Below are 23,723 nucleotides of genomic sequence, written 5' to 3' on the forward strand. Positions count from 1 at the left end.
CCCGTCAATTCCCGTCAATAGCGGGGTTGCGACAGCTCGGCAAAAAGTTCGCTATACAAACGATAGCGACTCGCGCTGATTCCATCTGGGCTGGGCCCCGATTTGACCACTGAAATAACGCCACAACCCGGCTCATGCAGGTGGGTGCAGTTGTAGAACTTGCAGTCCTGGGCGTGTGCCTTGAGGTCGGGCATGTAGTTGGCCAGCTGCATTGGGTCAATGTGGTGCAGCCCGAACTCCTGAAAGCCCGGCGAGTCGATCAGCGCGGTACTCCTCTGGCCGCCCGTGCCGGTATTTACCCAGTACAGGGTGGTACTGGTGGTGGTGTGTTTGCCTGAATTGAGGGCCTGCGATATTTCCGCCGTCAGCACCCGTGCATCGGGCACCAGCAGGTTGGTCAGGCTGCTTTTACCGGCGCCTGAAGGTCCCAGTACCAGCGTTTTTTTGTCCCGCAGCAAGTCTGTCAGTTCCTGCAGTTCCGGGTGCGGGGCATCGGCCGGCCCGCTTGTCGCTGTTTTGGGTTTGATGGCCAGCGAGAGCATTCTGTAGCCCATGGCCCGGTAGGGCGCCAGCTTGGCCCAGGCGCGCCCGAAAGGCTCGGTGAGGTCGCTTTTGTTCAAGGCGATGATGGGGGTGATGCCCTCGGCCTCAGCGGCAATCAACGCGCGGGTCAGCTGGCTTTCCGAAAACTCGGGCTCGGCTGCGATGAGGATCAGCACCTGGTCGAGGTTGGCGGCGAAGGATTTGGTGCGCATCTCGTCCTGCCGGTAAAACAGGTTGCGGCGCTCTTCAATTTTCTCGATGGTGCCTTCGTCTTCGGAAGGCAGCCAGCGAATGCGGTCACCCACCACGGCCTGGCTTTTCTTGCCGCGCGGGTGGCAGATCACACGCTCGCCGGTATCGGTCTCCACCAGCACGTGCCGGCCAAAGCCCGCCACCACCAGCCCGGGCCGCGTGCCCGCGACGGGAGCGGCGGCTGGGCGTGCCGGTTTGCTCAAGCCAGCAAGGCGTCAACCTTCGACGCGCAGAAAAAATCACTGACAGAGACACCCTCGACATCGTGCGTGTTGAAGCGCACGGTGCATTTGCCGTAGCTCACGGCCAGGTCGGGGTGATGGTCTTCGGCATTGGCAATGAAAGCCAGCGCGTTCACGAAGGCGATGGTCTCGTAGTAGTTCTTGAAGGCGTAGGTTTTTTCCAGTGAGCCGTCGATCAGGCGCCAGCCCAGGGCCTGCTCGCCATTGAGCTTGCTCAGCTGGGTGACGATTTCCGTGGCGCTCAGGGCACGGCGGTTTTGGTGGATCGGGTTGCTCATGTCGCGGTGCTTTCAACAGAAGGAATCATGCGGCCCAGCCGTTCGGAGGCGGGCGGATGCGAATAGTAAAACTTCACAAATACCGGGTCGGGCGTGAGGGTGCTGGCATTGTCCTGGTAGAGCTTGAGCAAAGCGCTTTGCAAATCCTTGCCATCCGTTTGCGCCACGGCGTAGGCGTCGGCCTCGAACTCATGCTTGCGCGAGAACTGGGCGAACACCGGGGAGACAAAGAAGCTGAAGAGCGGCACTACCAGCAAAAAGAGCAGCAGTGCCAGCGCGTCGTTGGCGCCGGTGAGGTTGGGCCGCACGCCCAGGCCCGTGTAGAACCACACCTGCGACGACAACCAGCCCAGCAAGGTAAACCCGGCCAGGCTCATGGCAAACATCGAAACGATGCGTTTGATGATGTGCTTGTGCTTGAAATGGCCCAGCTCGTGCGCGAGCACGGCGTCAACTTCACCGGGGTTGAGCTGCTTGAGCAGGGTGTCGTAAAACACCACGCGCTTGGCCGCGCCGAAGCCAGTGAAATAGGCATTGGCGTGGGCCGAGCGTTTGCTGCCGTCCATCACGAAGAGGCCTTTCGCCGCAAAGCCGCAGCGCTGCATCAGGGCCGTCACGCGCGCCTTCAGCGTTTCGTCTTCGAGCGGTTTGAACTTGTTGAACATCGGCGCGACGACGGTGGGGTAGAGCACCAGCACCAGCAGGTTAAAGCCCATCCAGGCGCCCCAGGCCCACAGCCACCACAGGCTTCCCGCGCTGCCCATCAGCCACAGGATGAGCGCCACGATGGGCAGGCCGATGACGATGCCGACCAGCGTCGATTTCACCAGGTCGGCCAGCCAGAGCTTCAAGGTCATCTTGTTGAAGCCGAAACGCTCTTCAATGCGGAAGGTGCTGTAAAGGGTGAAGGGCAGGTCGAGCAAACCGCTGATGAGGCCAAAAGCGGCCAGCAGGATCAGCTGCGGCACCAGCGCGCCCCAGGCGGTCAGGCCGGAACCGGCGATGGCCTGGTTCAGCGCATCGATGCCGCCCAGCAGCGTCCAGCCCAGCAGCACGGCGGCGGCGAAGGCCATCTCCAGCATGCCGAAGCGCGCCTTGGCAATGGTGTAGTCGGCTGCCTTCTGGTGCGCCTGCAGCGAAATCGTGGCCGCAAAAGCGGCGGGCACTGCATCGCGGTTTCGGGCCACATGGCGGATCTGCCGCGAAGCCAGGTAGAACTTCGTGAGCAGCCCCAGCACCAGAAAGGCAGAAAACACCCCGGTGAAAACAAGCGAATAGTCGGTCATGGCTGGCAGTTTAGGCGATCAGCGAGAATCGCAAGATGCCTGAAACTGAACCCCTACTCAAAAAATCAGACCAGAACCTCGTCTGGCTGGACTGCGAAATGACCGGCCTCGACCCGGAAAAAGAGCGCCTGATCGAAATCGCCGTCATCGTCACGGGTCCGCAACTCACGCCGCGCATCGAAGGCCCGGTTCTGGCGATCCACCAGACCGACGAGTTGCTGGACCAGATGGACAACTGGAACAAGGGCACCCACGGGCGCAGCGGCCTGATCGACAAGGTCAAGGTCAGCACTGTGGACGAGGCAGATGCCGAAGCGCAGATTCTGGCTTTTTTGGCCCGATACGTTCCCAAGGGTGTTTCGCCGCTGTGCGGCAACACCATCAGCCAGGACAGGCGCTTCCTGGTCAAGTACATGCCCAAACTCGAAGCCTTCCTGCACTACCGCAACGTTGACGTCAGCACCTTCAAGGAACTGGCCAAGCGCTGGAGTCCCGAGGTTTACAGCGCCTTCAAAAAGCGCCAGAGCCATACCGCCCTGGCCGATGTGCATGAGTCGATTGACGAGCTTGAGCACTACCGGCAACACTTTCTGAAGTGAACGTGGCTTAAGCCTTTTTTGGGATTTGGCGAGGCAGGACGGGCGCAAGAAGCTATTGAAATGATAGCAAATCAGCGTGCATGCGGCTGCGGCAGGAAGCCGCAATGGACTCGTTTGGTCAGGGGGACTGGTAGAAACCCGCAAAGCACGCTATAATCGTGGGCTTGCAGTGCACTGGGTGCCCTGCATTTGTACATCTACCTCACACTTTTGACTCCAATAACGGAGTCACCGCTTCGGGCACATTTCTGCTGCCTGGACCGCATATTCGTTTGATGGTTGATGTTTTATTAACCATGAACGAATCCTCCGCATCGCGGGGGTGAAGTTTCCTGTTCCCTCGCCAAAAGCGTTGCGCACAGGTGATTAGTGAGAAAAACATGACTGACTCTTTTGAGGCTCGTGGCGACGTTTTGCCCGACACAAATATTGATACCGCCGCTGAAGCCGTGATCCACGTGATTCCGGATTTTTCTTCGGACGAGCCTTCGATGGCTCCCACCTCCCTGGAAGCCGTAGTAGCCGAACCCAATGGTTTCGTGAAGCTGGGCCTGGCCAAGGAACTCCTGCAAGCTGTCGCCGACATGGGTTTTACCCAGCCGACGTCCGTGCAGATGGCCACCATCCCCAAGGCCATGCAGGCCCTGGACCACGACGCCAAAAGCGACCCTAAAGCCAAGTTCACCGACCTGCTGGTTTCCAGCCAGACCGGTAGCGGCAAGACCGCCGCCTTCCTGCTGCCTGTGCTGCACACCCTGCTGAAACAGCAGGAAGAAGCCGAGCGTTTTGAGCGCTCCGAATTTGAACGCCTGAGCGCCGAAGCCGTCGCCCGCGGCGAAGCACCGCTGAAAAAACCCAAGCGCAAAGACCCGACCAGCCCGCGCAACTTCAAGGCTGCCACGCCCGGCGCGCTGATTTTGTGCCCAACGCGCGAATTGGCTCAACAGGTTTGCGCCGACGCGATCGACCTGGTTCGCCATTGCCGCGGCCTGCGCATTGCCAACGTGGTCGGCGGCATTCCTTACCAGCTGCAAATTGCCAAGCTGCAAAATGCCGACCTCGTGGTGGCCACCCCCGGCCGCCTGCTCGACCTGCAGCGCAGCATGCAGATCAAGCTGGACCAGGTGCAGTTCCTGGTCGTCGACGAAGCCGACCGCATGCTGGACCTCGGCTTTGCCGATGACCTGACCGAAGTCAACCAGCTCACGATCGAGCGCAAGCAGACCATGATGTTCAGCGCCACGTTTGCGCCGCGCATCATGCAACTGGCCACGCGCGTCATGCGCCAGCCGCAGCGTGTTGAGATCGACTCGCCGCATGAAAAACATGCGTCGATCACCCAGTCGCTGCTGTGGGCCGACAACATGACCCACAAGCGCAAGCTGCTGGATCATTCGCTGCGCGACACCACCATGAACCAGTCGATCGTGTTTGCCTGCACCCAGGTTGAATGCGACGGCCTGGCCAACGACCTGGTACAGGAAGGTTTCAGCGCTGTGGCGCTGCACGGCGCGCTGGGCCAGGGCCTGCGCAACCGCCGCCTGATGGCTTTCCGCGATGGCCGCGTCCAGATCCTGGTCGCGACCGACGTGGCTGCCCGCGGCCTGGACGTTCCGTCGATCACCCACGTGATCAACTACGGCCTGCCGATGAAAGCCGAAGACTATGTGCACCGCATTGGCCGCACCGGCCGTGCCGGCCGCGAAGGCCAGGCGATCACGATTGCCGAATTCCGCGATCGCCGCAAGATCCAGGACATCGAGCACTACATGCAGCAGAACCTCAAGCCCAGTGTGATCGCCGGTCTGGAGCCGCAGCAGCGCTTTGCCCCGACCTCCGACCGCCCCCGCGGCAACTTCGGTGGTGATCGCGGCGACCGCGGTGGCCGCAGCTTCGGCGGCGGCGGTGGTGATCGTGGCGGCTATGCCGGCCGCAAGCCCGCAGGTGGCTTTGGTGGTGGCGCTGGCGGTGGCGGCTTCGGCGCTCCTCGCCACAACGACCGTGACGACCGCGCTCCCTTCCAGGGCCGCGCTCCTGGACCACAGGGTGGCTATGGCGACCGTTCCGGTTTCAATGACCGCGGCCCGCGCCGCCAGGATGACCGCGGCTTCGGCGGCGGCAACAACACCGGTTTCGCCCCGCGTGAAGACCGCAACTTCGCTCCGCGCAACGAAGGCTTTGCTTCCCGCAACGAAGGCTTTGCACCGCGCCCTGACTTTGCCAACCGCAAGCCCGGCGGCTTTGCCAAGCCAGCTGGCAAGGTATTTGTGCCCCGTGATGCGGCCAAGAAGTCCGGCAAGTTTTCCAAGCCAGCGCGTGACTAATCTTTAGCGCCCTCGCTGCGGCAAACAAAGGCCGCTGCAGACACTGTCTGCAGCGGCCTTTTTCATGCCCGCATGGCCCAGAACAGGCGCACCTGCTTTCGCAGCGAGATGTTCAGGCCAGGCCGAACGTTTTCCTCAGGCCTGCTTCGACAGGGCCAGCTGGCATGAAACGGCGCAACCTGGCCAGAAGAGAGGCCTCGCCTTTGGGCGTACGCCGCATTTTCCATGTACCCAAAGCGGCATCGACAATCGTGGTGGCCACCCCGTCGGGCTCCGGCGCTTGATGGACTTTTTCTTTGAATGGCCTGGGCAACGACGCTGCGCTCCTGGTCGTAGGCCGGGATTCTGGAAGCCGTTTGATCGAGTCTTGCAGGCCGATGAAAACCTGCTGCGTGCCTCCGATACGCGGGCACATGCGCAAACGGAATCAGCACGCGCAGCGGTGGCTGCTTTCAAGGCGCTAGGCGGCGGCTGGCAACCCGGCAAACCGGAATCTGTGGCGAGCGGCGCATTTTGAGGCAGATCCACACAGTCAACCAGTTGCGAGTATCGAACAGAGGGGCTTGGCATGTGCTTAGAACACTTATTTGAATATTCTGACATGCCCAGCTATGCTCCAACTTTCAACTGCTTTGGAACACCGATGTTCAGTCACATCACCGTCGGCTGCAGCGATCTTGACATATCCAGTCGCTTCTACGACGCGATTTTGCTGCCGTTGGGCCTCGTCAGGCGTCTGGTCCCGCCCCGTCCTGGGCGACTCTGGTCGTGCTGGATTATGCCCGGGGCGGAGCTACCGCGCTTCTATATATATCTTCCCTACGACGGTAGGCCTTGTACCTCCGGCAACGGAAGCATGGTCGCATTCGTCGCTCCGAATCCCGAATCTGTCGATGCCGCCTACGAGAACGGGATCAAGGAAGGCGGGACTGACGATGGCAAGCCAGGCCCTAGAGACAGGTACGGCGCAGGCTACTACGGTGCGTACATACGCGACCCAGACGGGAACAAGATTCATCTCGTTTATCGAGGAGACCTTCTGCCCCGCGCACCCGATGCGGTCGCCATCAAGTAAACCTCGGGCAGCCATCAGGCAGGCATCAAGGAGCCGCCGTACGTATCGATGGCGCCCAGGGAGAAACATGAAACTTCGCCAGCTCTGTTGCCGCACGTCAATCTGCTGAGCTTCCGAGCAGGCCCGGCCGCTGTCAGTTCATTCCGTTGCGGCTGGCCAGCTCGACAAACAAGCCCGAATGGTCCAGATCGCTCAGGCCATGCTCCATGCCCTCCGCGTAAAGTTGCTCGAACAGGGCGGTGACCGGCGCTTCAAAGCCGATTTCCTGTGCGGTGGCCAACACATTGCGCAGGTCTTTCAGCTGTATCGACAGCCGGGCGCGTGCCGAAAAATCCCGCTCTACCATGCGCTGGCCGTGCACCTGCAAAATGCGGCTGTCGGCAAAGCCGCCGGTAATCGCTTCCTTGACTTTCGCCATGTCGGCCCCGCCGCGCGCGGTGAACAGCAGCGCCTCGGCCACCGCGCCTATGGTGATGCCCACAATCATCTGGTTGGCCAGCTTGGTGAGCTGGCCGCTGCCGTGCGGGCCCACATGCACGGCGTGGCCGAGGTGCTTGAGTACAGGCAGGGCCCGCGCAAAATCTTCCGCCTTGCCTCCGGCCATGATGGCCAGCGTGCCGCTTTGTGCGCCGCCGGGGCCGCCCGACACCGGTGCGTCCACATGGGCAATGCCCAATGCGCCCAGGCGCGCCGCATGGTCGCGCGCTTCGCGCGGCTGGATGGACGCCATGTCTAAAAAGAGCGCGCCCGGTTTCATCGCGGCGGCCACGCCCTGCGTGAACAGCACGTCTTCCACGACCGGGCCGCTTTCGAGCATGCTGATGACGATGTCGGCTGCGGCCACCGCGGCACTGGTTTGTGTATGTGGCGTGGCGCCTAGCGCCGCCAGCGAGTCGGCCTTGCCCGGCGTGCGGTTCCATGCCTGCAGTGTGTAGCCCGCTTCGCACAGGCGCCTGGCCATGGGCAGGCCCATGATGCCCATGCCCAAAAATGCGATACGGGGCAGGGGCGTGTCACTTGTGATGGTCAATTCATGTCCTCGGAATGGCGTTGAACCATCATGAAGGAACCGGCGGGGAGAAGGCTGTCAGGCAGCTTTCTAGGCGGCTTTTTTCAGCGCCGGCGCAAACATGCTTTCCATCTCCTGGCGCACTTTCCAGGCGTGGGTCGATGTGTCCATCGCCACATCGGCCCAGCTCAGACTCTGGCCTTTCTTGACCGCACGCACGACCTTGACGTTATGCGCCAGGCCCAGCGGCAGCCCGCCCATCTTCATGGAAGTATCGGCCGGCAGCAGCTTGCCCCACACGGTGTAGCCGCCTTCGCCGTCCAGCATGTCACCGGGCTTCAGGTCGCGTTTGGCGGTGGCCACCACGTCGGCGTTCCAGCAGGTCGCCACGCCGGTGGGCTCGCCGCGCAGCGCGACGCTGGCGACCGACACGCCGACTTCCAGCCCGATCAGGTGCCAGCGTTTGTACAAGGTGAAGTAGCGCCCGCTCGGGTCGGTGTGCGCGTTGTATTCCTCAAAGCAGTTCTTGATGTAGTCCGTTTCGGCCTCTACCGTGACCCAGACGCCCATGCGGATGTCATAGGGAATTTTTCGGCCATTGGCTTCGAGTGACGAGATCACTTCGACCATACCCTTGCGCTCGAGCACGCCACCTTCGCTGATGGGGCGTGTCACGTAGGGAATGTCTTCCACGCTGGCCGGCGGGTAAAGCAGGCCATTGCTGGGCACGGTCAGGCCCGTGGCGTTGGCCACAGCAGTCGATTCGATGGAGGGCTTGGAGCCGTCGAGAAAACTGTTGAACATCTTTGGGTTGAGCCCTCCGCGCGCGGCCTGTTCGGGCGTGAGGCCGTAGTTGCCCCACACGGTTTCGGGTGTTGATTCGCAAAAATGCGGCAGCCATTTGTGGCCGCGTCCTGCCGCCACCACCGGAAAGCCGCAGGTGCGCGCCCAGTCCACCAGGTCGCAGATCAGCGCCGGCTGGTCACCGAAAGCCAGCGAATACACCACGCCGGATTCTGCGGCCTTGCGCGCCAGCAGCGGGCCGCAAAAGGCATCGGCTTCTACCGTGACGTTGACCACATGCTTGCCGTGTGCAAAGGCTTTCAGGCAATGCTCTACCGCCGCGATCGGATTGCCGGTGCATTCCACAATGATGTCGATCTGCGGATGCGTCACCACTGCCTGCCAGTCGTCGGTGATCCAGGTTGCTCCTGTTTTGATAGCTGCTTGCGCAGATTTTGCCTGGGCTAGAGCCGGATTCCAACCCACACGGGCGAGGTTGGTGCGCGCCGCGTCAGGCGACAGGTCGGCAATCGCCACCAGGTGTACGCCAGGCGTCCGTGGAACTTGCGCCAGGTACATGGAGCCGAATTTGCCGGCGCCTATAAGGCCGATGCGCACCGGTTTGCCTTCGGCCGCGCGCTGCTGGAGTTTGGAGTAAAGGTTCATGGATGAGCGGTCTTGCTGATTAATTTCGATAAATCTTGTTTGCTTTTGGACCGAAGACGACGGGGGTTGTCATCTCAGGTAATTCCAACTTGCGCAGTTCGTTAAGGTCTCTGTAATGACTCGTGCTGGATTCCGTGCATTCGATGTATATGGGTTTTTTTTCTCCCACGCGTACTACGACGCCTGCTTCTTTTTCAGGGAATCGCGCAGAGGAAAATTGGTACACGGTGTACGACGCTTGGCCGATTTTGAAATGAAGGTTATCTGCACCTGTCCAACCATTCGGGCTACGTACGGAAAACTGAAACGCTTCCCTGGCGTGCATTTGGGTCGTAGCTGGATATGTCAGCTCGGGAGTCTGACCTAGTTTGCCAAAACGGTATTGCATGTAGGCATTCGCGGATGTCTGGGCAGATGTGCGGCAGATCGACATGTGTTTATCGCTTTTCCCCGCGATTGGGCACGACAACACGACCAGTTCATGCGTTTCGCAATGAGTGCCTGGACCACCGAGTTCCTCCTCGGCAGTTGCGGGTGACGCAATAAATTGGCCAATTCCGAAAGCGATACAAGCCAAGCGATTCATATTCATCATCAGTTCTGCCAATGGTTACGCAGCCAATTTCAGTTCTTCCATCGAGGTTTGCAGCGCGCTCGCCGGCACGCCGTCCTTCCACGGCAGATCCACCGGGTAGTCTTTGAGCAGGCAGTCGTCGGGCAGGCATTCGATCGGCGTGAAGTCGCGGTGCGCGATGTATTCGGGGCGCTTGTGGCGGCGGATGTGGTTGCTGATGGCGCACAGGCTCAGGTAAACGCTTACCCGGTTGAAGGGCGAAAGGTTGCTGCCTGAGGCGTGCACCAGGCAGGAGTGAAAGAGGATCATCGAGCCGGCCGGGCCCTTGGGGCTGACGATGCCGCCCCCGACGTGGCGGCCCGCCGCGTCGTAAGTGCCTTTGCCGCCGGCGCGCTGCACCAGCTGGCGGATCAAATCGTTGTCCACCGTCCAGAGCGGGTAGCTGGTGGTGGTCAGGTCGTGTTTCGCATCGACCACGCCTTTCTTGTGGCTACCGGGGATGAACATCAGCGGGCCGTTGTGCTCGGTCACGTCGTCCATGAAGATGGCCACATTCATCGCGCGCTCGGTCGGCATCATGTCGTCGTTGAGCCAGGTGCCGTAGTCCTGGTGCCACTGCCACACGTCGCCTTCAAACGCCATCTTGCCGTTGATCTTGAACTGGTGCATGTAGAGCTTCTCGCCCAGCAGGTCTTCCACCGGCTCGATCATGCGCGGGTGCCGCGCCAGCCGCGCGAAAGGTTCGCTGTACATGTGCGCGGCGAAGTTGGTGCGCACCGCGTCCTTGCCCTTTTCGCGCACGTTGTAGTCTTCGCGCCGGCTGTAGAGCTCGGGCACGGCATCGTTGAGCGCCCGGGTTTCTTCGGGTGTGAAGAGACCGGGGAAAAACAGGTAGCCGTCGCGGTCGAATTGCGCAAGTTGCTCCGGGGTCAGTTTCATCGCATGTCTCCTGGTGTGTGTTGTCGGGTGTCAGGGCGCTGCGCGAGCGCCGGTTTGGCTGAGTGCGCTGGACAGCAGGTTTGCCAGGTTGTGGCCCGCTTCCTCGCCATGCTCGCGGATCAGCGCTTCGGCCTGGGTTTCATCACCGGCCGCGATGGCCTCGGCAATGGCTTCGTGCTCATCCCAGATCGATTCGCGCATGGTTGATACCTGCAGCACAGCACCCATGGCGCGGCGGATGTGGTGCCAGTGCAGCTGCGCGCTCTGGGCGATCAACGGGTTGCCCGAGGCGGCGTAAATGGCCGCGTGAAATTGCGCGTCGGCCGCCATCATGGCCTTGACGTCGCCGCCCCGCGCGGCCTTGCGGCCCTGGCTGATCAGTTGCGGGTCGAGCCGGCAGCGGCCTTGCGCGGCCAGCCGGGCGGCCAGCGCATCGAGTGCACTGCGCACCTGGTAGATCTGTACCAGCCAGGCCACGTCCAGTGGCGCCACCAGCACGCCGCGCCCCGGGGCGTCCAGTACAAAGCCGTCCTTCTTCAAAAGGCGCAAAGCCTGCAGTACCGGTTGTCGCGACACCGCGAGTTGCTCGGCAATGTCTTCCTGCATGATGCGCGCACCCGGTGCCAGCGAGCCTTCGCTGATGGCGTCCAGCAGGCTGCGGTAGACCTGGTCGACGAGGTCGGGCGTGGATTCGATTTTGATCAGTTGTTGCGTCATATTCGTACTCTGTATACAGAATACACTGTGATCGAAGACCTGAAATTTCGGGTTTACCCGTAAATGGCTGCGGGCGGCCGGGCTGTGCCAAGATGGCACCCATTGAAGCCGTTTTGACACTTTGAGGAGAAGAACAATGACCCAGCCCGATCCCGCCTGGCTTGACCGCATGTACAACAACCGGGCTCTCGTGTCGGACCACGGGGTGTATTTCACGCGCTGGGCTGACAGCTCGCAAGCCATTCGCAAGCGCGTGCCCTGCCAGATCGATATTCCCTATGGCAACCATGCGGGTGAAATGCTCGACGTGTTTCCGGCGGGTGATTTCGCCACCCATGGCGGCACCCAGGGCCAGGCCGGTGCGCCGGTGCTGGTGTTCATTCACGGCGGGTACTGGCGGTCTCTCGACAAGGCCGACCATTCCTTTGTGGCGCCGGCCTTTACGCAGGCCGGCACCTGCGTCGTGGTGCCGAACTATGCGCTGTGCCCCGCGGTGACCATTCCCCAGATCACGATGCAGATGGTGGCGGCGCTGGCCTGGACCTGGCGCCACATTGCCCGCTACGGCGGGGATCCGTCCCGCATCACGGTGGTAGGCCATTCAGCCGGCGGACACCTGGCTGCCATGTTGATGGCGTGCGACTGGCAGGCCTATGCCCGCGACCTGCCGGCAGACCTTTTGAAAAATGCCCTGTCGATTTCAGGCCTGTACGACCTTGAACCCATGCGCCACACGCCTTTCCTGAAGGATTCGCTGAAACTCACGCCTGAACAGGTGCTCAAGGCCAGCCCGGCCCTGCTGCCGGCGCCGGGCCGCGGTACCTTGTACAGCGTGGCGGGTGCCGACGAAAGCGCGGAGTTTCTGCGCCAGAACGTGTCGATCCAGCAAGCCTGGGGCGCCGGGGTGGTGCCGGTTTGCGAGTCCCATCTGGGGCGAAACCATTTCAGCATCCTGGAGGCGCTGACGGAGCCGTCTCACCGCCTGCACCAGCTTGCATTGCAACTGCTGGCGGGTAGCCGGTCCTAGATATCGACGTCGTACTCCAGCACCACGTCGGACGCCGGCAGGCCGCCCCGGATCGCCCAGTTTTCGCGTGACGCCTCACGCAGCAGCACTTTCACGTGGTCTGCGGGAATGCCGCACAGCCCGAGTTTTTGCACGATGGCCTGGTACAGGGCGCGTTTTGTTTCCAGGGATCGCCCGACGAAACAGTCGATCGTCACCAGCGTGTAGCGGTCGCCTTTGTCGGGCGGCGCACGAAAGCGCTGCGGCTCATGGACAACCAGCCGGATGGAGGTCGTCCAGAGCGGCACCTTCAGCGCAGAGGTCAACGCCTCCTGGACGGCGTCCATGAGGGCTGCTTCTTCTTCGCCGGAACAGGGCCGGCGTACTTCAATGGCTGCGGTGGGCAAGGGGAGTGGGTCTCTTCAGGAACAAGGCTTATTGTCGCCGGAGCCGGCCTCGCTACTATTTGTTACCGCCGGCCTACATCAGCAGGTGTTCACCCGCGTTGTCGCCGCCCAGGGTCACATAGTTGACCTTGCGGATGTCCAGCAGCTTCGTGCCGCCGGCGTAACTGATGGAGCTCTGGATGTCTTCTTCCATCTCGCGCAAGGTATCGGCCAGCGTGCCCTTGACCGGCTCCAGGATGCGCTTGCCTTCGACGTGCTTGTACTCGCCCTTGTTGAAGTCCGAGGCGCTGCCGTAGTATTCCTTGAAGAGCTTGCCGTCCACTTCGACGGTCTTGCCCGGGCTTTCTTCCAGGCCCGCCAGCATGGAGCCGATCATCACCATGGTCGCGCCAAAGCGCACCGACTTGGCGATGTCGCCGTGCTCGCGAATGCCACCGTCGGCAATGATGGGTTTGGTCGCCACGCGAGCACACCACTTGAGCGCCGACAGTTGCCAGCCGCCGGTGCCGAAACCGGTTTTCATCTTGGTGATGCAGACCTTGCCGGGGCCGATGCCGACCTTGGTCGCGTCGGCGCCCCAGTTTTCCAGATCGATCACCGCTTCGGGCGTGCCCACGTTGCCGGCGATCACGAAGGATGCCGGCAGCTTCTGCTTGAGGTAGGCGATCATCTTCTGCACCGTGTCGGCATGGCCGTGCGCGATGTCGATGGTGATGTAGTCGGGCACCAGGCCCTCGGCGGCCAGGCGGTCCACCGTGTCGTAGTCTGGTTTTTTCACGCCCAGGGATATCGAGGCGTAGGCGTCGCGGGCTTTCATGTCTTTCACGAACTGCACGTTGTCCAGGTCGAAGCGGTGCATCACGTAGAAGTAGCCATTCTTTGCCATCCAGGCGCAGATCTCCTCATTGATGACCGTCTTCATGTTGGCCGGCACCACCGGGATGCGAAAGCTGCGGCCGCCCAGCGTCGCGCTGGCGTCGCACTCAGAACGGCTTTCCACGCGGCATTTGCGCGGCAGCAGCAGAATGTTGTCGTAGTCGAAGATTTCCATGATTCCCAAGCCTTTGAAAAAACTGTTGAAGAACAGAAGGCGCTTGGACTGGACCGGCTTGCTGGCAGGCGCTTGCGTGGGCAAGGCTGAAACAAAAAACCGGGCGCAATTGCTTGGGCCCGGTGATTGATTTTATGCGCCTCTCAAGCGGGCGTTACCCTGCAAAGCGGTATAGCCTTTATATGCATAGTGGCATCTTGTGTTTGAAGCGAGGCGTCAGCGCACTTCGACCTCGGCCACGCGCACGGTTTCCTGGCCGCGCGCCAGGCGCAAGGTCGTCCACTCATCACGTGCCTGCGGCGTGCCGAACCCGGTGGTAACGCGCACCATCACCGTGGTGCCAGCCGACAGCACCTGCTGGCGGTGACCGTAGAACTGCGCCTCCACGCTGTACTTGCCGGCTTTGGCGGTCTTTAGCGAAAACTCCTCCGGCCCGTAGCCACCCCTGGCGTCGGGGCTCATCGCGCCGCCCTGATGGGTCAGCCGATTCGCATAGCTGGCCCTTTCACCGTTCGGGTCGCTCACCCACATGTCGATGTCCGTGTCGTCGGTATCCCAGGCCATGACCACACGCAAGGCCAGCGGCAGGTTGCGGCGAAGGCGCGTGTCCACAAGGCTCATGTCCAGCGCCGGCTGGCCGCTGGCGACGGGCTGGGCGGCAATCGCGTTGAGTTCAGCCAGCGCAATCATGTTGATGCCGGCGAAGCGGCCGTTCCAGGGCTGCGACACCACTTCCCACAAGGCGTTGACGGCGCGCTGCGGCTGGCCGCTCTCGGCCAGCGCCAGGCCCAGGTCGCGCCAGGACTGCGGCTCATTGGGCGCCAGTTCGCTGATGCGTTCGAACACCGGCACGGCCAGGTCGTTGCGGCGCGCCTGCACCAGGCGGTAGGCGTAAAGGCGTAGCAGCTGGCGGTTCTCCAGGTTCATCTCCGCGAGGTTGGAGAGCACGCGCAGCCCCAGCTCGGGCAGGCCGCGGTCAAAGAACACGCCCGCTGCATCCATGTAGAAAGAGCTGCTGCTGAGGTAGGCGGCGCGTTCGTCGAGATAGACGCGGTAGAGCTCGTCCTTGCCGGCATTCTGCAGGCGCTTCATGTAGGGCGCGTCGGGCACCCAGGCCTGCAGCGCGATGGTGGCTACGGGCGCGGCGGCAACCGCCTTGGCACTGCGTTTGTCCATGACGTCGGAGCGTGCTTCGGCCATTACGGCCGGTGCGGCTGCGGGGGCTGCAGCGGCAGGGGCAGCAGGGGCGAAGGAAAGTGGTGCTGCGGGTGCGCCCTGGGCTTGCTCGCGCGACCGTGCTGTGCCGGCCAGACTGCCGAGGCCGCCCTGGCTGATGTGCTTCTCGGCCTTGGGCTCCGCATGTTTGGGTGCTTCCTTGGGAAAGTCCCTGCCCCACCAGCGCTGCTTCTCGTCAAACTGCCTCACCATGGCCTCAATGTGTGACTGCCGCGTCTGCGCGGCCTGTGCGAGTTGTTGCTGGCCCAGCCGCGCCACTTCATCCGCCAGCTCGGGCGGGGCCGGGAGGTTGTAGCGTGCATAGTCGGTGGCCAGCTCCAGCACGATCAGCGAGCTGTTGGGGCCCACGACGCCGTGCGCCGCCGCGATGCGCTGAAGTTCTGCGCTGTGCAGGCCGGCATTTTCAGCCAGCTCGGCGCTGCGCCATTGGGCCCACTGCTGGCCGGGCCAGTGGCCGCTGACCGGCTTGGCGCTGACCTGCAGCGCCAGTGTGCGCTTGCGGCCGTCCGGGTGCGCCAGCGTGATGTCGATGCGGGCGGTGCTGTCCAGCAGCTCGCCTGCCACCGAGACGCGGCCCTGGCTGATCCGCGTTGTCGGCGTCACGAGTTGCCGCGCGGACAGGCTGTCCAGCTTCTCAATGCGCCAGCCGTGCATCAGCATGGCTTGCGCGCCCTCTTCGGGCGATTGCAGCGCAGCATCGACCAGCGCACCGCCGGTGCGGTCGGCCAGCCTGGCCAGGCGCGCCATGTCGGCGGAGGCTGCGCCGTTGATCACCATCACCGGTGCCGTGTGGGTGTAGCGAATGAGTTTTTTACCGTCCGTCATCAGGCCGTCGGTCACCATCAGGGTGGTGTCCACGTCGGCGGGAATGGGCAGGTCGTCAAAATTGCTGGAGCCGTCGAAGGGCTCTGCGCGCAATGCATCGGCCAGTTCACCGAAGCGGCCCGGCGTGACGGTGAAGCTGCGCACAGCCTCGGCCTTGTTACGCACCACGAGCAGGCTGAGCTTGACGGGCTTGCCCAGCTTGCGGAAGTAAGCCTCCAGCACCGGCAGCACCCGGGCCTGCGCGGCGGCCGAAGCCGATGCGTCCCACACCAGCGCGATGTGTGCAGGGGCGGGCCGTCTCACCAGCTCATCGCGCACGTCGAGTTGCCCGGCAAAGAACGGCTTGCCGGCAGATTCACCGACCATGACCTGCGGCTTGCCGGTGCGGCGCAGCGCCACCTGAAGCCAGCCCGCAGGGCCCTGGGGCGCCTGCCAGTGCGTTTTTTGCAGGGCCAGTTCTGTGCCGGTGGCGCTGGCGTTCAGCTCGGTGCCGGCGGGCGCCTGCAGCAGTTCCACGTCCCGGTGGGCTGCGCCATGGGCGCGCACCTTCACCTGCAATTGGCCCACGCTTGACGCGAACACCAGCGGCACCCTCAGTACACCCGCATCGCGCTGGCGCGGCAGGGTCTCGTTGAATGTGATGAGCACGCGGCGCTCTCCCTGGGCCGGGATGGGATAAACGCGCAGCTTGTACTGGTTGCCGGCGGCGGCTTCCAGCAGGCCCGGGTCTACGCGCCGGCGGCGTATGTCTTCAAAGATCTCCTGTCCTTTGGCCTTGGGTACAGGTACTGCGTCGCGCAATTGGCCGTTGATATCCAGCGCGAAGCCGGTCACGACCTGGCCCTCCTGCAGTGGGAACTGCAGCTCGCCTTCGAGCACGCGGGGGTTGGGGTTGAAAAGGCGCAGCTCGACGCTGGTACGGGCCTGGTCGCCGAAGAGGTCGACTTCGATGGAAACGGCCCGCAGCTGGATGGGCTGGCCCGCATGGTTCACGGCGATGACCGGCGGCCGCCAGTCGGGCGGCGGCGCGAACTTTCCGTTGGGGAAAGGCTGCGGCATCGGGCTGAGCGCCAGCGCCTGCAGGCTGAAGCAGGCTGCGGCGGTGGCCTGAAGGAGGCGGGCGGCAGTCAGCCGGGTGAATCCCGTGAAGCCGTGAAAACCGTTTGGCATGAAAACCCCTTTTGTTGTTGGCGATGCACCGTGAAACGGCGCACGCAACACAAAGGGGTTAAATGGCGCGAAATATTTTTAAGGCACGCAGCGCGACTGCGCCGCGGCCACCACCAGGCCTTTTTCGTTTTCCACCCAGCCCACCACGTGCATCCGGTCCGGGTTGGCGCCCTCCGCAATGCTCATGGAGCGTGCATCAAAGAACCGGTTTTGCTCTGTTTTTGATAGCTGCTTGCGCCCGTTCCAATTGGTCTGGAGCACGTTTCGAATCAAATTCCGCTCGACCGGGGAACCTTCGGTGCCGGCCGGCAAGGTTTCGACCAGGGCAAGCCAGGCTGTCCATTGGCGGCCCTTTGCGGCGGCCGGGATGGGCTTGAGCTCGATGGAAGTGCCCAGGTAGCCGCTGAGCGGCAGACCATGCGCGACACGCAGGGTGGCGCCCTTGATGGCTTTGATGGGCGAGGTGGTGGCCAGGCTCTGTGCGGGCACGGCCTGGCGCAGCGCCTCCAGCCGTTGCAATCCTTCGCTTGCGGCGACGGCGGACAGCGGGGCGTCGCTGCCCTTGTCGCCCGGAACTACCCAATCCAGCGCAACCTGGCCGGCCGTGGCTTGCGGAGTGGCCGGGTCGGCCCAGCAGGTGTCGCAGTTGGCATTGATAAAACGCTCAAGCAGCATCACCGGCCGGCCCTGGCCGTCGCTGGAGCAGGACGACTGCGCACGCGCCATGCCGGCAAAACCGAGGCCCACCGCCAAAAGGCTGGCGGCCAGCCAAGCAGGCCCTGATGGGCCCAAACCTGTAGTCATGAAAACCCCAAATATGGCTATGTTCGCAGAAGCTGCGGCCGGGCGGGGATTTACGGGTTTCCCGGTCGCAGTCCGGCGTATACCCGGCGGGTGCAGAAGAAACTGAACCATACAATTTCAAAAGAGGCAAAGTTGAACGCGCGGCGCGAGCGGTGTTACCCTGCGCGCAGTCTTTCACAATTGCAGCGGCGTGCCTGACATGCCGTTGCGCGAACCCATAGCCAATGCCTGCCATGAACGAAATCCCCGCTTCTGCATCTACTTCCACCTGTGACGTACTGATTGTGGGCGGCGGCCCGGCCGGCTCCACCATTGCAGCCTTGCTGGCCGCCCAGGGGCGCGACGTGGTGCTGCTCGAAAAAGCGCACCACCCGCGGTTCCACATCGGTGAATCGCTGCTTCCGGCCAATGTGGAGCTTTTCGAACGCCTGGGGGTGCGCGACCAGGTTGACCGCATCGGCATGCCCAAATGGGGCATCGAGTTTGTTTCACCCGAACACGCGCACTGCAGTTACATCGAATTCGCCGACGCCTGGGACAAATCGATGCCTTCGGCCTGGCAGGTGCGGCGCTCTGATCTCGACGAACTGTTGTTTCGCAACGCGGCGACGCGTGGGGCAAAAACGCTCGAAGGCTGCACCGTGCGCGATGTGGTGTTTGACGCGGAAGGCGCCACCGTTCAGGCGGAGCTGGAGGGCGGCGCGAAGCGCAGCTGGCGGGCCCGCTTCGTGGTGGACGCTTCCGGGCGCGACACGCTGCTGGCGAACAAGCTGCGCTCCAAAGCCAAGAGCAAGGAACACAACAGTACGGCGCTGTTTGGCCATTTCACGAATGTCGAGCGGCTGCAGGGAAAGCGCGAAGGCAATATCAGCATCTGCTGGTTTCCGCACGGCTGGTTCTGGTTTATTCCGTTGGCCGACGGCACCACCAGTGTCGGCGCGGTGTGCTGGCCGTATTACCTGAAGTCGCGCGAAAAGCCGCTGCGCAAGTTCTTCATGGACACCATTGCCCTGGCGCCGGAGCTGAAACGGCGTCTTGCCAATGCCACGCTGGTCGATGACGCCGTGCATGCCACCGGTAATTTTTCGTACAGCAGCACCCACGCTACCGGCGACCGCTACCTGATGCTGGGCGATGCATTCACGTTCATCGACCCGATGTTCTCGTCAGGTGTTTACCTTGCGATGCACAGCGCTTTTGACGGTGCCGAGCTGGTGGCAACGGCGCTTGACCAGCCGGCCGACCTGCCCGCTGTGCGCAAAAGCTTCGAAGCCATGATGCGCAAGGGCCCGAGCGAGTATTCGTGGTTCATCTACCGCGTGACCAACCCGACCATCCGGCACATGTTCATGCACCCGGCCAACCCGCTGCGCGTCAAGGAAGCCCTGCTGTCACTTCTGGCGGGAGATATTTTCGGCAAGACGCCGTTCTGGGGACGGCTGCGCATGTTCAAGGCGATCTATTACGGTATTTCGCTGGCGAATTTCCGCCGTACCTGGGACGGCTGGAAGCGCCACCGCATGGCCATCCGCGACGTAGGAGCGCTCAAGGGCGAGACCATCCTGAAGACGGACGGGAGCTAGAGCCCCCACGGTCGCTCACAACGCGCAAGCTCCCTGCCCCCGAGGGCTGGCAAAGCCAGACCCGCGGCCCCGGCTGGTGAAGAAAAATCTGCCTCGGGCGGACGGGGAGCATCCCGGCACAGTGCCGGAGCCGGTGTTCTTTCTACAATGGGGGATGTTCCCAGAAGTCCCCACAGAAGTCTCCAGTTCCCCTCTGCTGCAAAACCTTAACCCGGAGCAACTCGCAGCGGTCACGCTGCCCAATACGCATGCGCTGATCCTGGCCGGTGCCGGGTCCGGCAAGACCCGTGTGCTGACCACACGCATCGCCTGGCTGCTGCAAACCGGCCAGGTGTCGCCCGGCGGCATTCTGGCTGTCACCTTCACCAATAAAGCCGCCAAGGAAATGATGGCGCGGCTGTCGGCCATGCTGCCGGTGAATGTGCGCGGCATGTGGATAGGCACCTTCCACGGCCTGTGCAACCGCTTTTTGCGCGCGCACTACAAGCTGGCCAACCTGCCGCAGAGTTTCCAGATCCTCGATACACAGGACCAGCTCTCAGCCATCAAGCGCCTGTGCAAGCAGTTCAATGTGGACGACGAACGTTTTCCGCCCAAGCAGCTGATGTGGTTTATTGCCGGCAACAAGGAAGACGGCCTGCGCGCCAAAGACGTGCAGGTGCGCGATGAGGAAGGCCGCAAGAAGGTCGAAATTTATGCCCTGTATGAAGAGCAGTGCCAGCGCGAAGGCGTGGTGGATTTCGGCGAACTCATGCTGCGCAGCTACGAACTGCTGCGTGACAACGCGCCGGTGCGCGAGCACTACCAGCGGCGCTTTCGCCACATCCTGATCGACGAGTTTCAGGATACCAACAAGCTGCAATACGCGTGGATCAAGATGCTGGCAGGGCAAGGGCCCGATGCGATCCAGGGCACCGGCGCGATGCCGGGCGGCTCAGTGGTGGCGGTGGGTGATGACGACCAGAGCATCTATGCCTTTCGCGGCGCGCGTGTGGGCAACATGGCTGACTTTGTGCGCGAGTTCGAGGTGACACATCAGATCAAACTCGAGCGCAACTACCGCAGCTTCGGCAATATTCTTGATTCAGCAAACGAGCTGATCAGCCACAACAGCAAACGCCTGGGCAAAAACCTGCGCACCGAAGCGGGTCCGGGTGAACCGGTGCGGGTGTACGAATCAAGCAGCGATTTTGCCGAGGCCCAGTGGTTTGTGGATGAGGTCAAGCAACTGGTGCGTGACGGCACCGAACGCAAGGAGATCGCGCTGCTTTACCGCAGCAATGCGCAAAGCCGGGTGATGGAAACCGCGCTCTTCAACGCCGGTGTGCCTTACCGCGTCTACGGCGGCCTGCGCTTTTTCGAGCGCGCTGAAATCAAGCATGCGCTGGCTTACTTGCGCCTGCTGGAGAATCCACACGACGACACCAGCTTCATGCGTATCGTCAATTTTCCGCCGCGCGGGATTGGCGCGCGCAGCATTGAGCAGTTGCAGGACATCTCGCGTGCGGCCGGCTGTTCGCTGTACGACGGCGTGAGCGCTGTGCCGGGCAAGGCGGGTGCGAACCTCGGCGCCTTTGCCGCCAAAATCCAGGTGCTGAGCGAGCAGACCACGGGGCTGACGCTGCGGGAGATCATTGAACTGGTGCTGCAGCACAGCGGCCTCGAAGAGCACTACAAGACCGAAAAGGAAGGCCAGGACCGGCTGGAGAATTTGGCCGAACTGGTCAATGCTGCCGAGTCTTTCGTCAGCCAGGAAGGTTTTGGCCGTGACGCAGTGGCGCTGCCGGTCGACGAACTGGGCGCGCGGCTCACGCAGTCACCGGCCAGCCAGGGGCTGGACCCATCCGCGCCGCTTGTCAGCGAGCCTTTGCCCGAGGCCCTGGCGCCTGACACCGAGACCGGCGAGACGTTGTCGCCCCTGGCGGCCTTTCTTACGCACGCCGCGTTGGAGTCGGGCGACAACCAGGCCCAGGCCGGGCAGGATGCGGTGCAGCTCATGACCGTGCATTCGTCCAAAGGGCTGGAGTTTGACTGCGTCTTCATCACCGGCCTGGAAGACGGCATCTTTCCGCACGAGAACTCGATGAGCGACCGCGATGGCCTGGAAGAAGAACGCCGCCTGATGTATGTCGCGATCACGCGCGCGCGCAAGCGCCTGTATCTCAGTCATTCGCAAACCCGCATGCTGCACGGCCAGACGCGCTACAACCTCAAGAGCCGGTTTTTTGACGAGTTGCCCGAAGCCGCACTCAAGTGGATCACGCCGAAGAACCCCGGTTTTGCGTCGGGCATGGGCTCCGGCGGATGGGCTGGTGCTAGCAATTCAGGAGCTGGTAACGCACGTGGAGATTGGGCTAGCGGCGTTTTTTCTTCAAAAGCCGGCAGCGCAGAGCGTTTTGCCAACCCGCCGGTGCCGCCTCAGAAGAATGCGCCTTCGCATGGGCTCAAAAGCGGCATGGAAGTGTTCCATGCCAAGTTCGGCGAAGGAAAAGTGCTGATGCTGGAGGGCAGCGGCGACGATGCGCGCGCACAGATCAACTTCACGCGGCACGGTGTGAAGTGGCTGGCCCTGAGCGTGGCCAAACTGACGGTGGTGTAGTTGCCGGGCCGGCTGAGGCATTTTGATGAATTCAAACTGACGGGAAAAAAATGACAGAGACAAATTCCGAAACCGGAATCGAGACCGGAAAAAATGAAGGCACTGAAAATCCTGAAGGCTCGTCAGCGATTTACGTTCCGCACCAGGAATTCCGCACCGGCCTGCCGCACGGCCGGTTCCGCGTGATCGTGAATCCGGAGCGTGCACAAAAATACGTCAAGCACCGGCTCTTTGTGGTCGGCATTTCCTTGCCCCTCCTGGGCATCGGTGTGGTGCTTTCCATGTACGGCTACCTCTGGGTGGGCCTGCCGATGGTCGTCGTCGGCGTGTTGATGCACAGGGTTATCAAGGCCCATGCGCCCAAGATATTGCTGCACCTGGCGCTCAGTGACGCCAAGACCTACGAAGAAGCGATGGAGTACGAAATACTCGAAGTGCGCCGCGCTACTTGAGCAACCTGCCGTCGCGGCCGATCACGGTCACTTCAACAAACTTCGAGCCGACACGGTTCTCCGGCGAAAAGCTGACCTTGAAACCTCCTGCGTCGTAGCTGTTCATCTTCTCCAGCTGGGTGATGATTTTCTGGCGCGTTGGATCGGCGCCGCTGCGGCGCATGGCTTCAACAAGAATTTTGGCTGCAATGAAGGACTCCATGCTGGCATAAGAAACCACCTTGTCCGGCTGGTATTTGGCCATCAGGGTCTGGAACTCGCGGGCCACCGGCGCCAGGGTGGAATAAGGGTAGGGCATGACCTGGGAAATACCGATGCCGCGGGCGTTGTCCTCTCCGGCATTTTTGAGCAGTTCCTTGAAATTCACCACCGAGATACTGAACAGGCGAGCCTTGCTGCCTTGCGCCCGCATCTTCTTGATGAAAGCGGCGGAGGCACGGTTGACTGAAACCATGATGATGGCGTCCGGATTGGCAGGGGTGATGGCCGAGACCGCTGCATCAACTTCCTCGGGCTTGGTGCGGTCATAGTTGCCCGTGGCCACGGCCGTCATACCCAGTTTTTTCAGCGCGCTTTCCGCACCTGCCAGGCCGCTTTTACCGAAGGGGTCGTCCTGGTACATCACCGCGAAGCGGCGCAGGCCAATGGTGTGCAGGTGTTCCACCATGCGGGCAGTTTCGTCGGCGTAGCTGGCCCGGATGTGAAAAATCAGGGGGTTCACCGGGTCGCGCAACTCTTGAGCACCCGTGTAGGGCGCCAGCAGGGCAATGCCCGCTTCCTCAAGCACCTTGTTCTTGTTCAGGGCCAGCACGTTGCCGGTTCCGACAAAACCGAACAGGGCCAAAGGCTTTTCCTCTGCCAGAAGTTGACGCGTCAGGGCCAGGGTCTGGTCCGGTTTGTAGCTGTCATCCTTCAGTGCGACGCGTATCTTGCGGCCATAAATGCCGCCGTTGTCGTTGACATAGGCGAAATATGCAGCGCCGCCGGCCACGTATTCGTTACCGGTTCCGGCGATGGTGCCCGTCAGCGGTGCCACCTGCCCGATCACCAGATCTTCGCGTGCCGGCGCCGCCTGCCCGGACAGGACAACCGACAGCAGGGCGGCCAAGCTCATGGCTTTGGCCATGAGATGTATTTTTTTGTTTTCCATCAGTCTTCCTGGTTAATTAAGATTACTTACTTGTTCTGCATTGCAGAACTATTTTCCCGATCATTCGTTCAAATTGTGAAACATTAAGATACATTTTTGATAGTGGATTTCCCTCGGGTGATGAGTGCAATGCTGTCTGGGTGCCACAATCGC

The 23,723-nt window shown here is 62.1% G+C and carries 20 protein-coding genes and 2 pseudogenes; 8 read left to right on the forward strand and 14 right to left on the reverse strand.

Annotated features, from left to right (window positions below; genetic code table 11):
* Positions 1-14: 14 nt before the first annotated feature.
* From rsgA to AC1DU8_RS05405, 3 genes are read right to left on the reverse strand one after another with little or no spacing between them, the layout of a single operon-like run.
* Complete coding sequence (gene rsgA / locus AC1DU8_RS05395) at positions 15-998, reverse strand: ribosome small subunit-dependent GTPase A (RefSeq protein WP_457279971.1); 984 nt, start codon at positions 996-998, stop codon at positions 15-17.
* Entirely contained in the window at positions 995-1,315 is a 321-nt protein-coding gene (locus AC1DU8_RS05400; protein WP_457279972.1) for a 4a-hydroxytetrahydrobiopterin dehydratase, read from the reverse strand. Before AC1DU8_RS05400 ends, rsgA begins: the two co-directional genes overlap by 4 nt.
* Positions 1,312-2,601 (reverse strand): M48 family metallopeptidase, encoded by a 1,290-nt coding sequence (locus AC1DU8_RS05405; protein ID WP_477726531.1) that lies wholly within the window; start codon positions 2,599-2,601, stop codon positions 1,312-1,314. Before AC1DU8_RS05405 ends, AC1DU8_RS05400 begins: the two co-directional genes overlap by 4 nt.
* Before the next feature lie 35 nt (positions 2,602-2,636).
* On the opposite strand from AC1DU8_RS05405, the gene orn reads away from it, so the two are divergent.
* Both orn and AC1DU8_RS05415 read left to right on the forward strand, forming a co-directional pair.
* Positions 2,637-3,200 (forward strand): oligoribonuclease, encoded by a 564-nt coding sequence (gene orn / locus AC1DU8_RS05410; RefSeq protein ID WP_477726532.1) that lies wholly within the window; start codon positions 2,637-2,639, stop codon positions 3,198-3,200.
* Positions 3,201-3,580: 380 nt separating this feature from the next.
* Positions 3,581-5,524 carry a DEAD/DEAH box helicase gene (locus tag AC1DU8_RS05415; RefSeq protein WP_457279975.1) on the forward strand — a complete coding sequence of 648 codons (1,944 nt, stop codon included), beginning with the start codon at positions 3,581-3,583 and terminating at the stop codon, positions 5,522-5,524.
* Positions 5,525-5,636: 112 nt separating this feature from the next.
* On the opposite strand, the pseudogene AC1DU8_RS05420 reads toward AC1DU8_RS05415, so the two are convergent.
* Positions 5,637-5,868, reverse strand: a pseudogene (locus AC1DU8_RS05420) (oxidoreductase); the annotation flags it as partial.
* 20 nt (positions 5,869-5,888) lie between these two features.
* Between AC1DU8_RS05420 and AC1DU8_RS05425 the strand changes: the two are divergent.
* Together AC1DU8_RS05425 and AC1DU8_RS05430 are read left to right on the forward strand one after the other, a co-directional pair.
* A pseudogene (locus AC1DU8_RS05425) lies at positions 5,889-6,041 on the forward strand (TolC family protein); the annotation flags it as partial.
* Positions 6,042-6,167: 126 nt separating this feature from the next.
* Complete coding sequence (locus AC1DU8_RS05430; RefSeq protein WP_431095608.1) at positions 6,168-6,599, forward strand: VOC family protein; 432 nt, start codon at positions 6,168-6,170, stop codon at positions 6,597-6,599.
* 133 nt (positions 6,600-6,732) lie between these two features.
* Here AC1DU8_RS05430 and AC1DU8_RS05435 read toward each other — a convergent pair whose 3' ends face one another.
* From AC1DU8_RS05435 to AC1DU8_RS05455, 5 genes are all read right to left on the reverse strand, one after another.
* On the reverse strand, positions 6,733-7,629 hold the full coding sequence (locus tag AC1DU8_RS05435; protein WP_477701819.1) for an NAD(P)-dependent oxidoreductase: 897 nt from the start codon (positions 7,627-7,629) through the stop codon (positions 6,733-6,735).
* A 69-nt stretch (positions 7,630-7,698) separates the two neighbouring features.
* On the reverse strand, positions 7,699-9,057 hold the full coding sequence (locus AC1DU8_RS05440) for an NAD(P)H-dependent oxidoreductase (protein ID WP_477665579.1): 1,359 nt from the start codon (positions 9,055-9,057) through the stop codon (positions 7,699-7,701).
* A 19-nt stretch (positions 9,058-9,076) separates the two neighbouring features.
* Positions 9,077-9,664 carry a hypothetical protein gene (locus tag AC1DU8_RS05445; RefSeq protein ID WP_477707189.1) on the reverse strand — a complete coding sequence of 196 codons (588 nt, stop codon included), beginning with the start codon at positions 9,662-9,664 and terminating at the stop codon, positions 9,077-9,079.
* Between the two features lie 3 nt (positions 9,665-9,667).
* Positions 9,668-10,570, reverse strand: a complete 903-nt coding sequence (locus AC1DU8_RS05450; RefSeq protein ID WP_477665580.1) for a phytanoyl-CoA dioxygenase family protein — start codon at positions 10,568-10,570, stop codon at positions 9,668-9,670.
* A gap of 30 nt (positions 10,571-10,600) precedes the next feature.
* Complete coding sequence (locus AC1DU8_RS05455; protein WP_457279980.1) at positions 10,601-11,287, reverse strand: GntR family transcriptional regulator; 687 nt, start codon at positions 11,285-11,287, stop codon at positions 10,601-10,603.
* A gap of 136 nt (positions 11,288-11,423) precedes the next feature.
* Between AC1DU8_RS05455 and AC1DU8_RS05460 the strand changes: the two genes are divergently transcribed.
* Positions 11,424-12,314 carry an alpha/beta hydrolase gene (locus AC1DU8_RS05460; protein WP_477701817.1) on the forward strand — a complete coding sequence of 297 codons (891 nt, stop codon included), beginning with the start codon at positions 11,424-11,426 and terminating at the stop codon, positions 12,312-12,314.
* Here AC1DU8_RS05460 and AC1DU8_RS05465 read toward each other — a convergent pair.
* From AC1DU8_RS05465 to AC1DU8_RS05480, 4 genes are all read right to left on the reverse strand, one after another.
* Positions 12,311-12,700 (reverse strand): tautomerase family protein, encoded by a 390-nt coding sequence (locus AC1DU8_RS05465; RefSeq protein WP_477701816.1) that lies wholly within the window; start codon positions 12,698-12,700, stop codon positions 12,311-12,313. The genes AC1DU8_RS05460 and AC1DU8_RS05465 overlap by 4 nt on opposite strands.
* Positions 12,701-12,773: 73 nt before the next feature.
* On the reverse strand, positions 12,774-13,751 hold the full coding sequence (locus AC1DU8_RS05470; RefSeq protein ID WP_457279983.1) for a GMP reductase: 978 nt from the start codon (positions 13,749-13,751) through the stop codon (positions 12,774-12,776).
* Between the two features lie 216 nt (positions 13,752-13,967).
* Positions 13,968-16,982: a VIT domain-containing protein gene (locus tag AC1DU8_RS05475; RefSeq protein ID WP_477689238.1), complete on the reverse strand. Its 3,015-nt coding sequence runs from the start codon at positions 16,980-16,982 to the stop codon at positions 13,968-13,970.
* Between the two features lie 78 nt (positions 16,983-17,060).
* Complete coding sequence (locus tag AC1DU8_RS05480) at positions 17,061-17,786, reverse strand: hypothetical protein (RefSeq protein ID WP_477689239.1); 726 nt, start codon at positions 17,784-17,786, stop codon at positions 17,061-17,063.
* A 233-nt stretch (positions 17,787-18,019) separates the two neighbouring features.
* On the opposite strand from AC1DU8_RS05480, the gene AC1DU8_RS05485 reads away from it, so the two are divergent.
* The 3 genes from AC1DU8_RS05485 (at position 18,020) to AC1DU8_RS05495 (ending at position 22,420) form a co-directional block, all read left to right on the forward strand.
* A complete protein-coding gene (locus AC1DU8_RS05485; RefSeq protein ID WP_477726533.1) occupies positions 18,020-19,369 on the forward strand; it encodes an NAD(P)/FAD-dependent oxidoreductase in 1,350 nt (449 codons plus the stop codon).
* A gap of 154 nt (positions 19,370-19,523) precedes the next feature.
* On the forward strand, positions 19,524-21,968 hold the full coding sequence (locus AC1DU8_RS05490) for a UvrD-helicase domain-containing protein (protein ID WP_477726534.1): 2,445 nt from the start codon (positions 19,524-19,526) through the stop codon (positions 21,966-21,968).
* Positions 21,969-22,018: 50 nt separating this feature from the next.
* On the forward strand, positions 22,019-22,420 hold the full coding sequence (locus AC1DU8_RS05495) for a hypothetical protein (RefSeq protein ID WP_457279988.1): 402 nt from the start codon (positions 22,019-22,021) through the stop codon (positions 22,418-22,420).
* On the opposite strand, the gene AC1DU8_RS05500 is transcribed toward AC1DU8_RS05495, so the two are convergent.
* Positions 22,413-23,570, reverse strand: a complete 1,158-nt coding sequence (locus AC1DU8_RS05500) for an ABC transporter substrate-binding protein (protein ID WP_477689241.1) — start codon at positions 23,568-23,570, stop codon at positions 22,413-22,415. The genes AC1DU8_RS05495 and AC1DU8_RS05500 overlap by 8 nt on opposite strands.
* Between the last annotated feature and the right edge of the window lie 153 nt (positions 23,571-23,723).

The sequence above is a fragment of the Polaromonas sp. P3_A5 genome, from assembly GCF_056403055.1.

Coding starts and splice junctions, on each gene's coding strand:
- orn (WP_477726532.1), top strand. CDS start 2,637: ATGCCTGAAACTGAACCCCTACTCAAAAAATCAGACCAGAACCTCGTC.
- AC1DU8_RS05480 (WP_477689239.1), bottom strand. CDS start 17,786: ATGACTACAGGTTTGGGCCCATCAGGGCCTGCTTGGCTGGCCGCCAGC.
- AC1DU8_RS05430 (WP_431095608.1), top strand. CDS start 6,168: ATGTTCAGTCACATCACCGTCGGCTGCAGCGATCTTGACATATCCAGT.
- AC1DU8_RS05455 (WP_457279980.1), bottom strand. CDS start 11,287: ATGACGCAACAACTGATCAAAATCGAATCCACGCCCGACCTCGTCGAC.
- AC1DU8_RS05475 (WP_477689238.1), bottom strand. CDS start 16,982: ATGCCAAACGGTTTTCACGGCTTCACGGGATTCACCCGGCTGACTGCC.
- AC1DU8_RS05495 (WP_457279988.1), top strand. CDS start 22,019: ATGACAGAGACAAATTCCGAAACCGGAATCGAGACCGGAAAAAATGAA.
- AC1DU8_RS05470 (WP_457279983.1), bottom strand. CDS start 13,751: ATGGAAATCTTCGACTACGACAACATTCTGCTGCTGCCGCGCAAATGC.
- AC1DU8_RS05400 (WP_457279972.1), bottom strand. CDS start 1,315: ATGAGCAACCCGATCCACCAAAACCGCCGTGCCCTGAGCGCCACGGAA.
- AC1DU8_RS05485 (WP_477726533.1), top strand. CDS start 18,020: ATGAACGAAATCCCCGCTTCTGCATCTACTTCCACCTGTGACGTACTG.
- AC1DU8_RS05405 (WP_477726531.1), bottom strand. CDS start 2,601: ATGACCGACTATTCGCTTGTTTTCACCGGGGTGTTTTCTGCCTTTCTG.
- AC1DU8_RS05450 (WP_477665580.1), bottom strand. CDS start 10,570: ATGAAACTGACCCCGGAGCAACTTGCGCAATTCGACCGCGACGGCTAC.
- AC1DU8_RS05440 (WP_477665579.1), bottom strand. CDS start 9,057: ATGAACCTTTACTCCAAACTCCAGCAGCGCGCGGCCGAAGGCAAACCG.
- AC1DU8_RS05460 (WP_477701817.1), top strand. CDS start 11,424: ATGACCCAGCCCGATCCCGCCTGGCTTGACCGCATGTACAACAACCGG.
- AC1DU8_RS05415 (WP_457279975.1), top strand. CDS start 3,581: ATGACTGACTCTTTTGAGGCTCGTGGCGACGTTTTGCCCGACACAAAT.
- AC1DU8_RS05490 (WP_477726534.1), top strand. CDS start 19,524: ATGTTCCCAGAAGTCCCCACAGAAGTCTCCAGTTCCCCTCTGCTGCAA.
- AC1DU8_RS05500 (WP_477689241.1), bottom strand. CDS start 23,570: ATGGAAAACAAAAAAATACATCTCATGGCCAAAGCCATGAGCTTGGCC.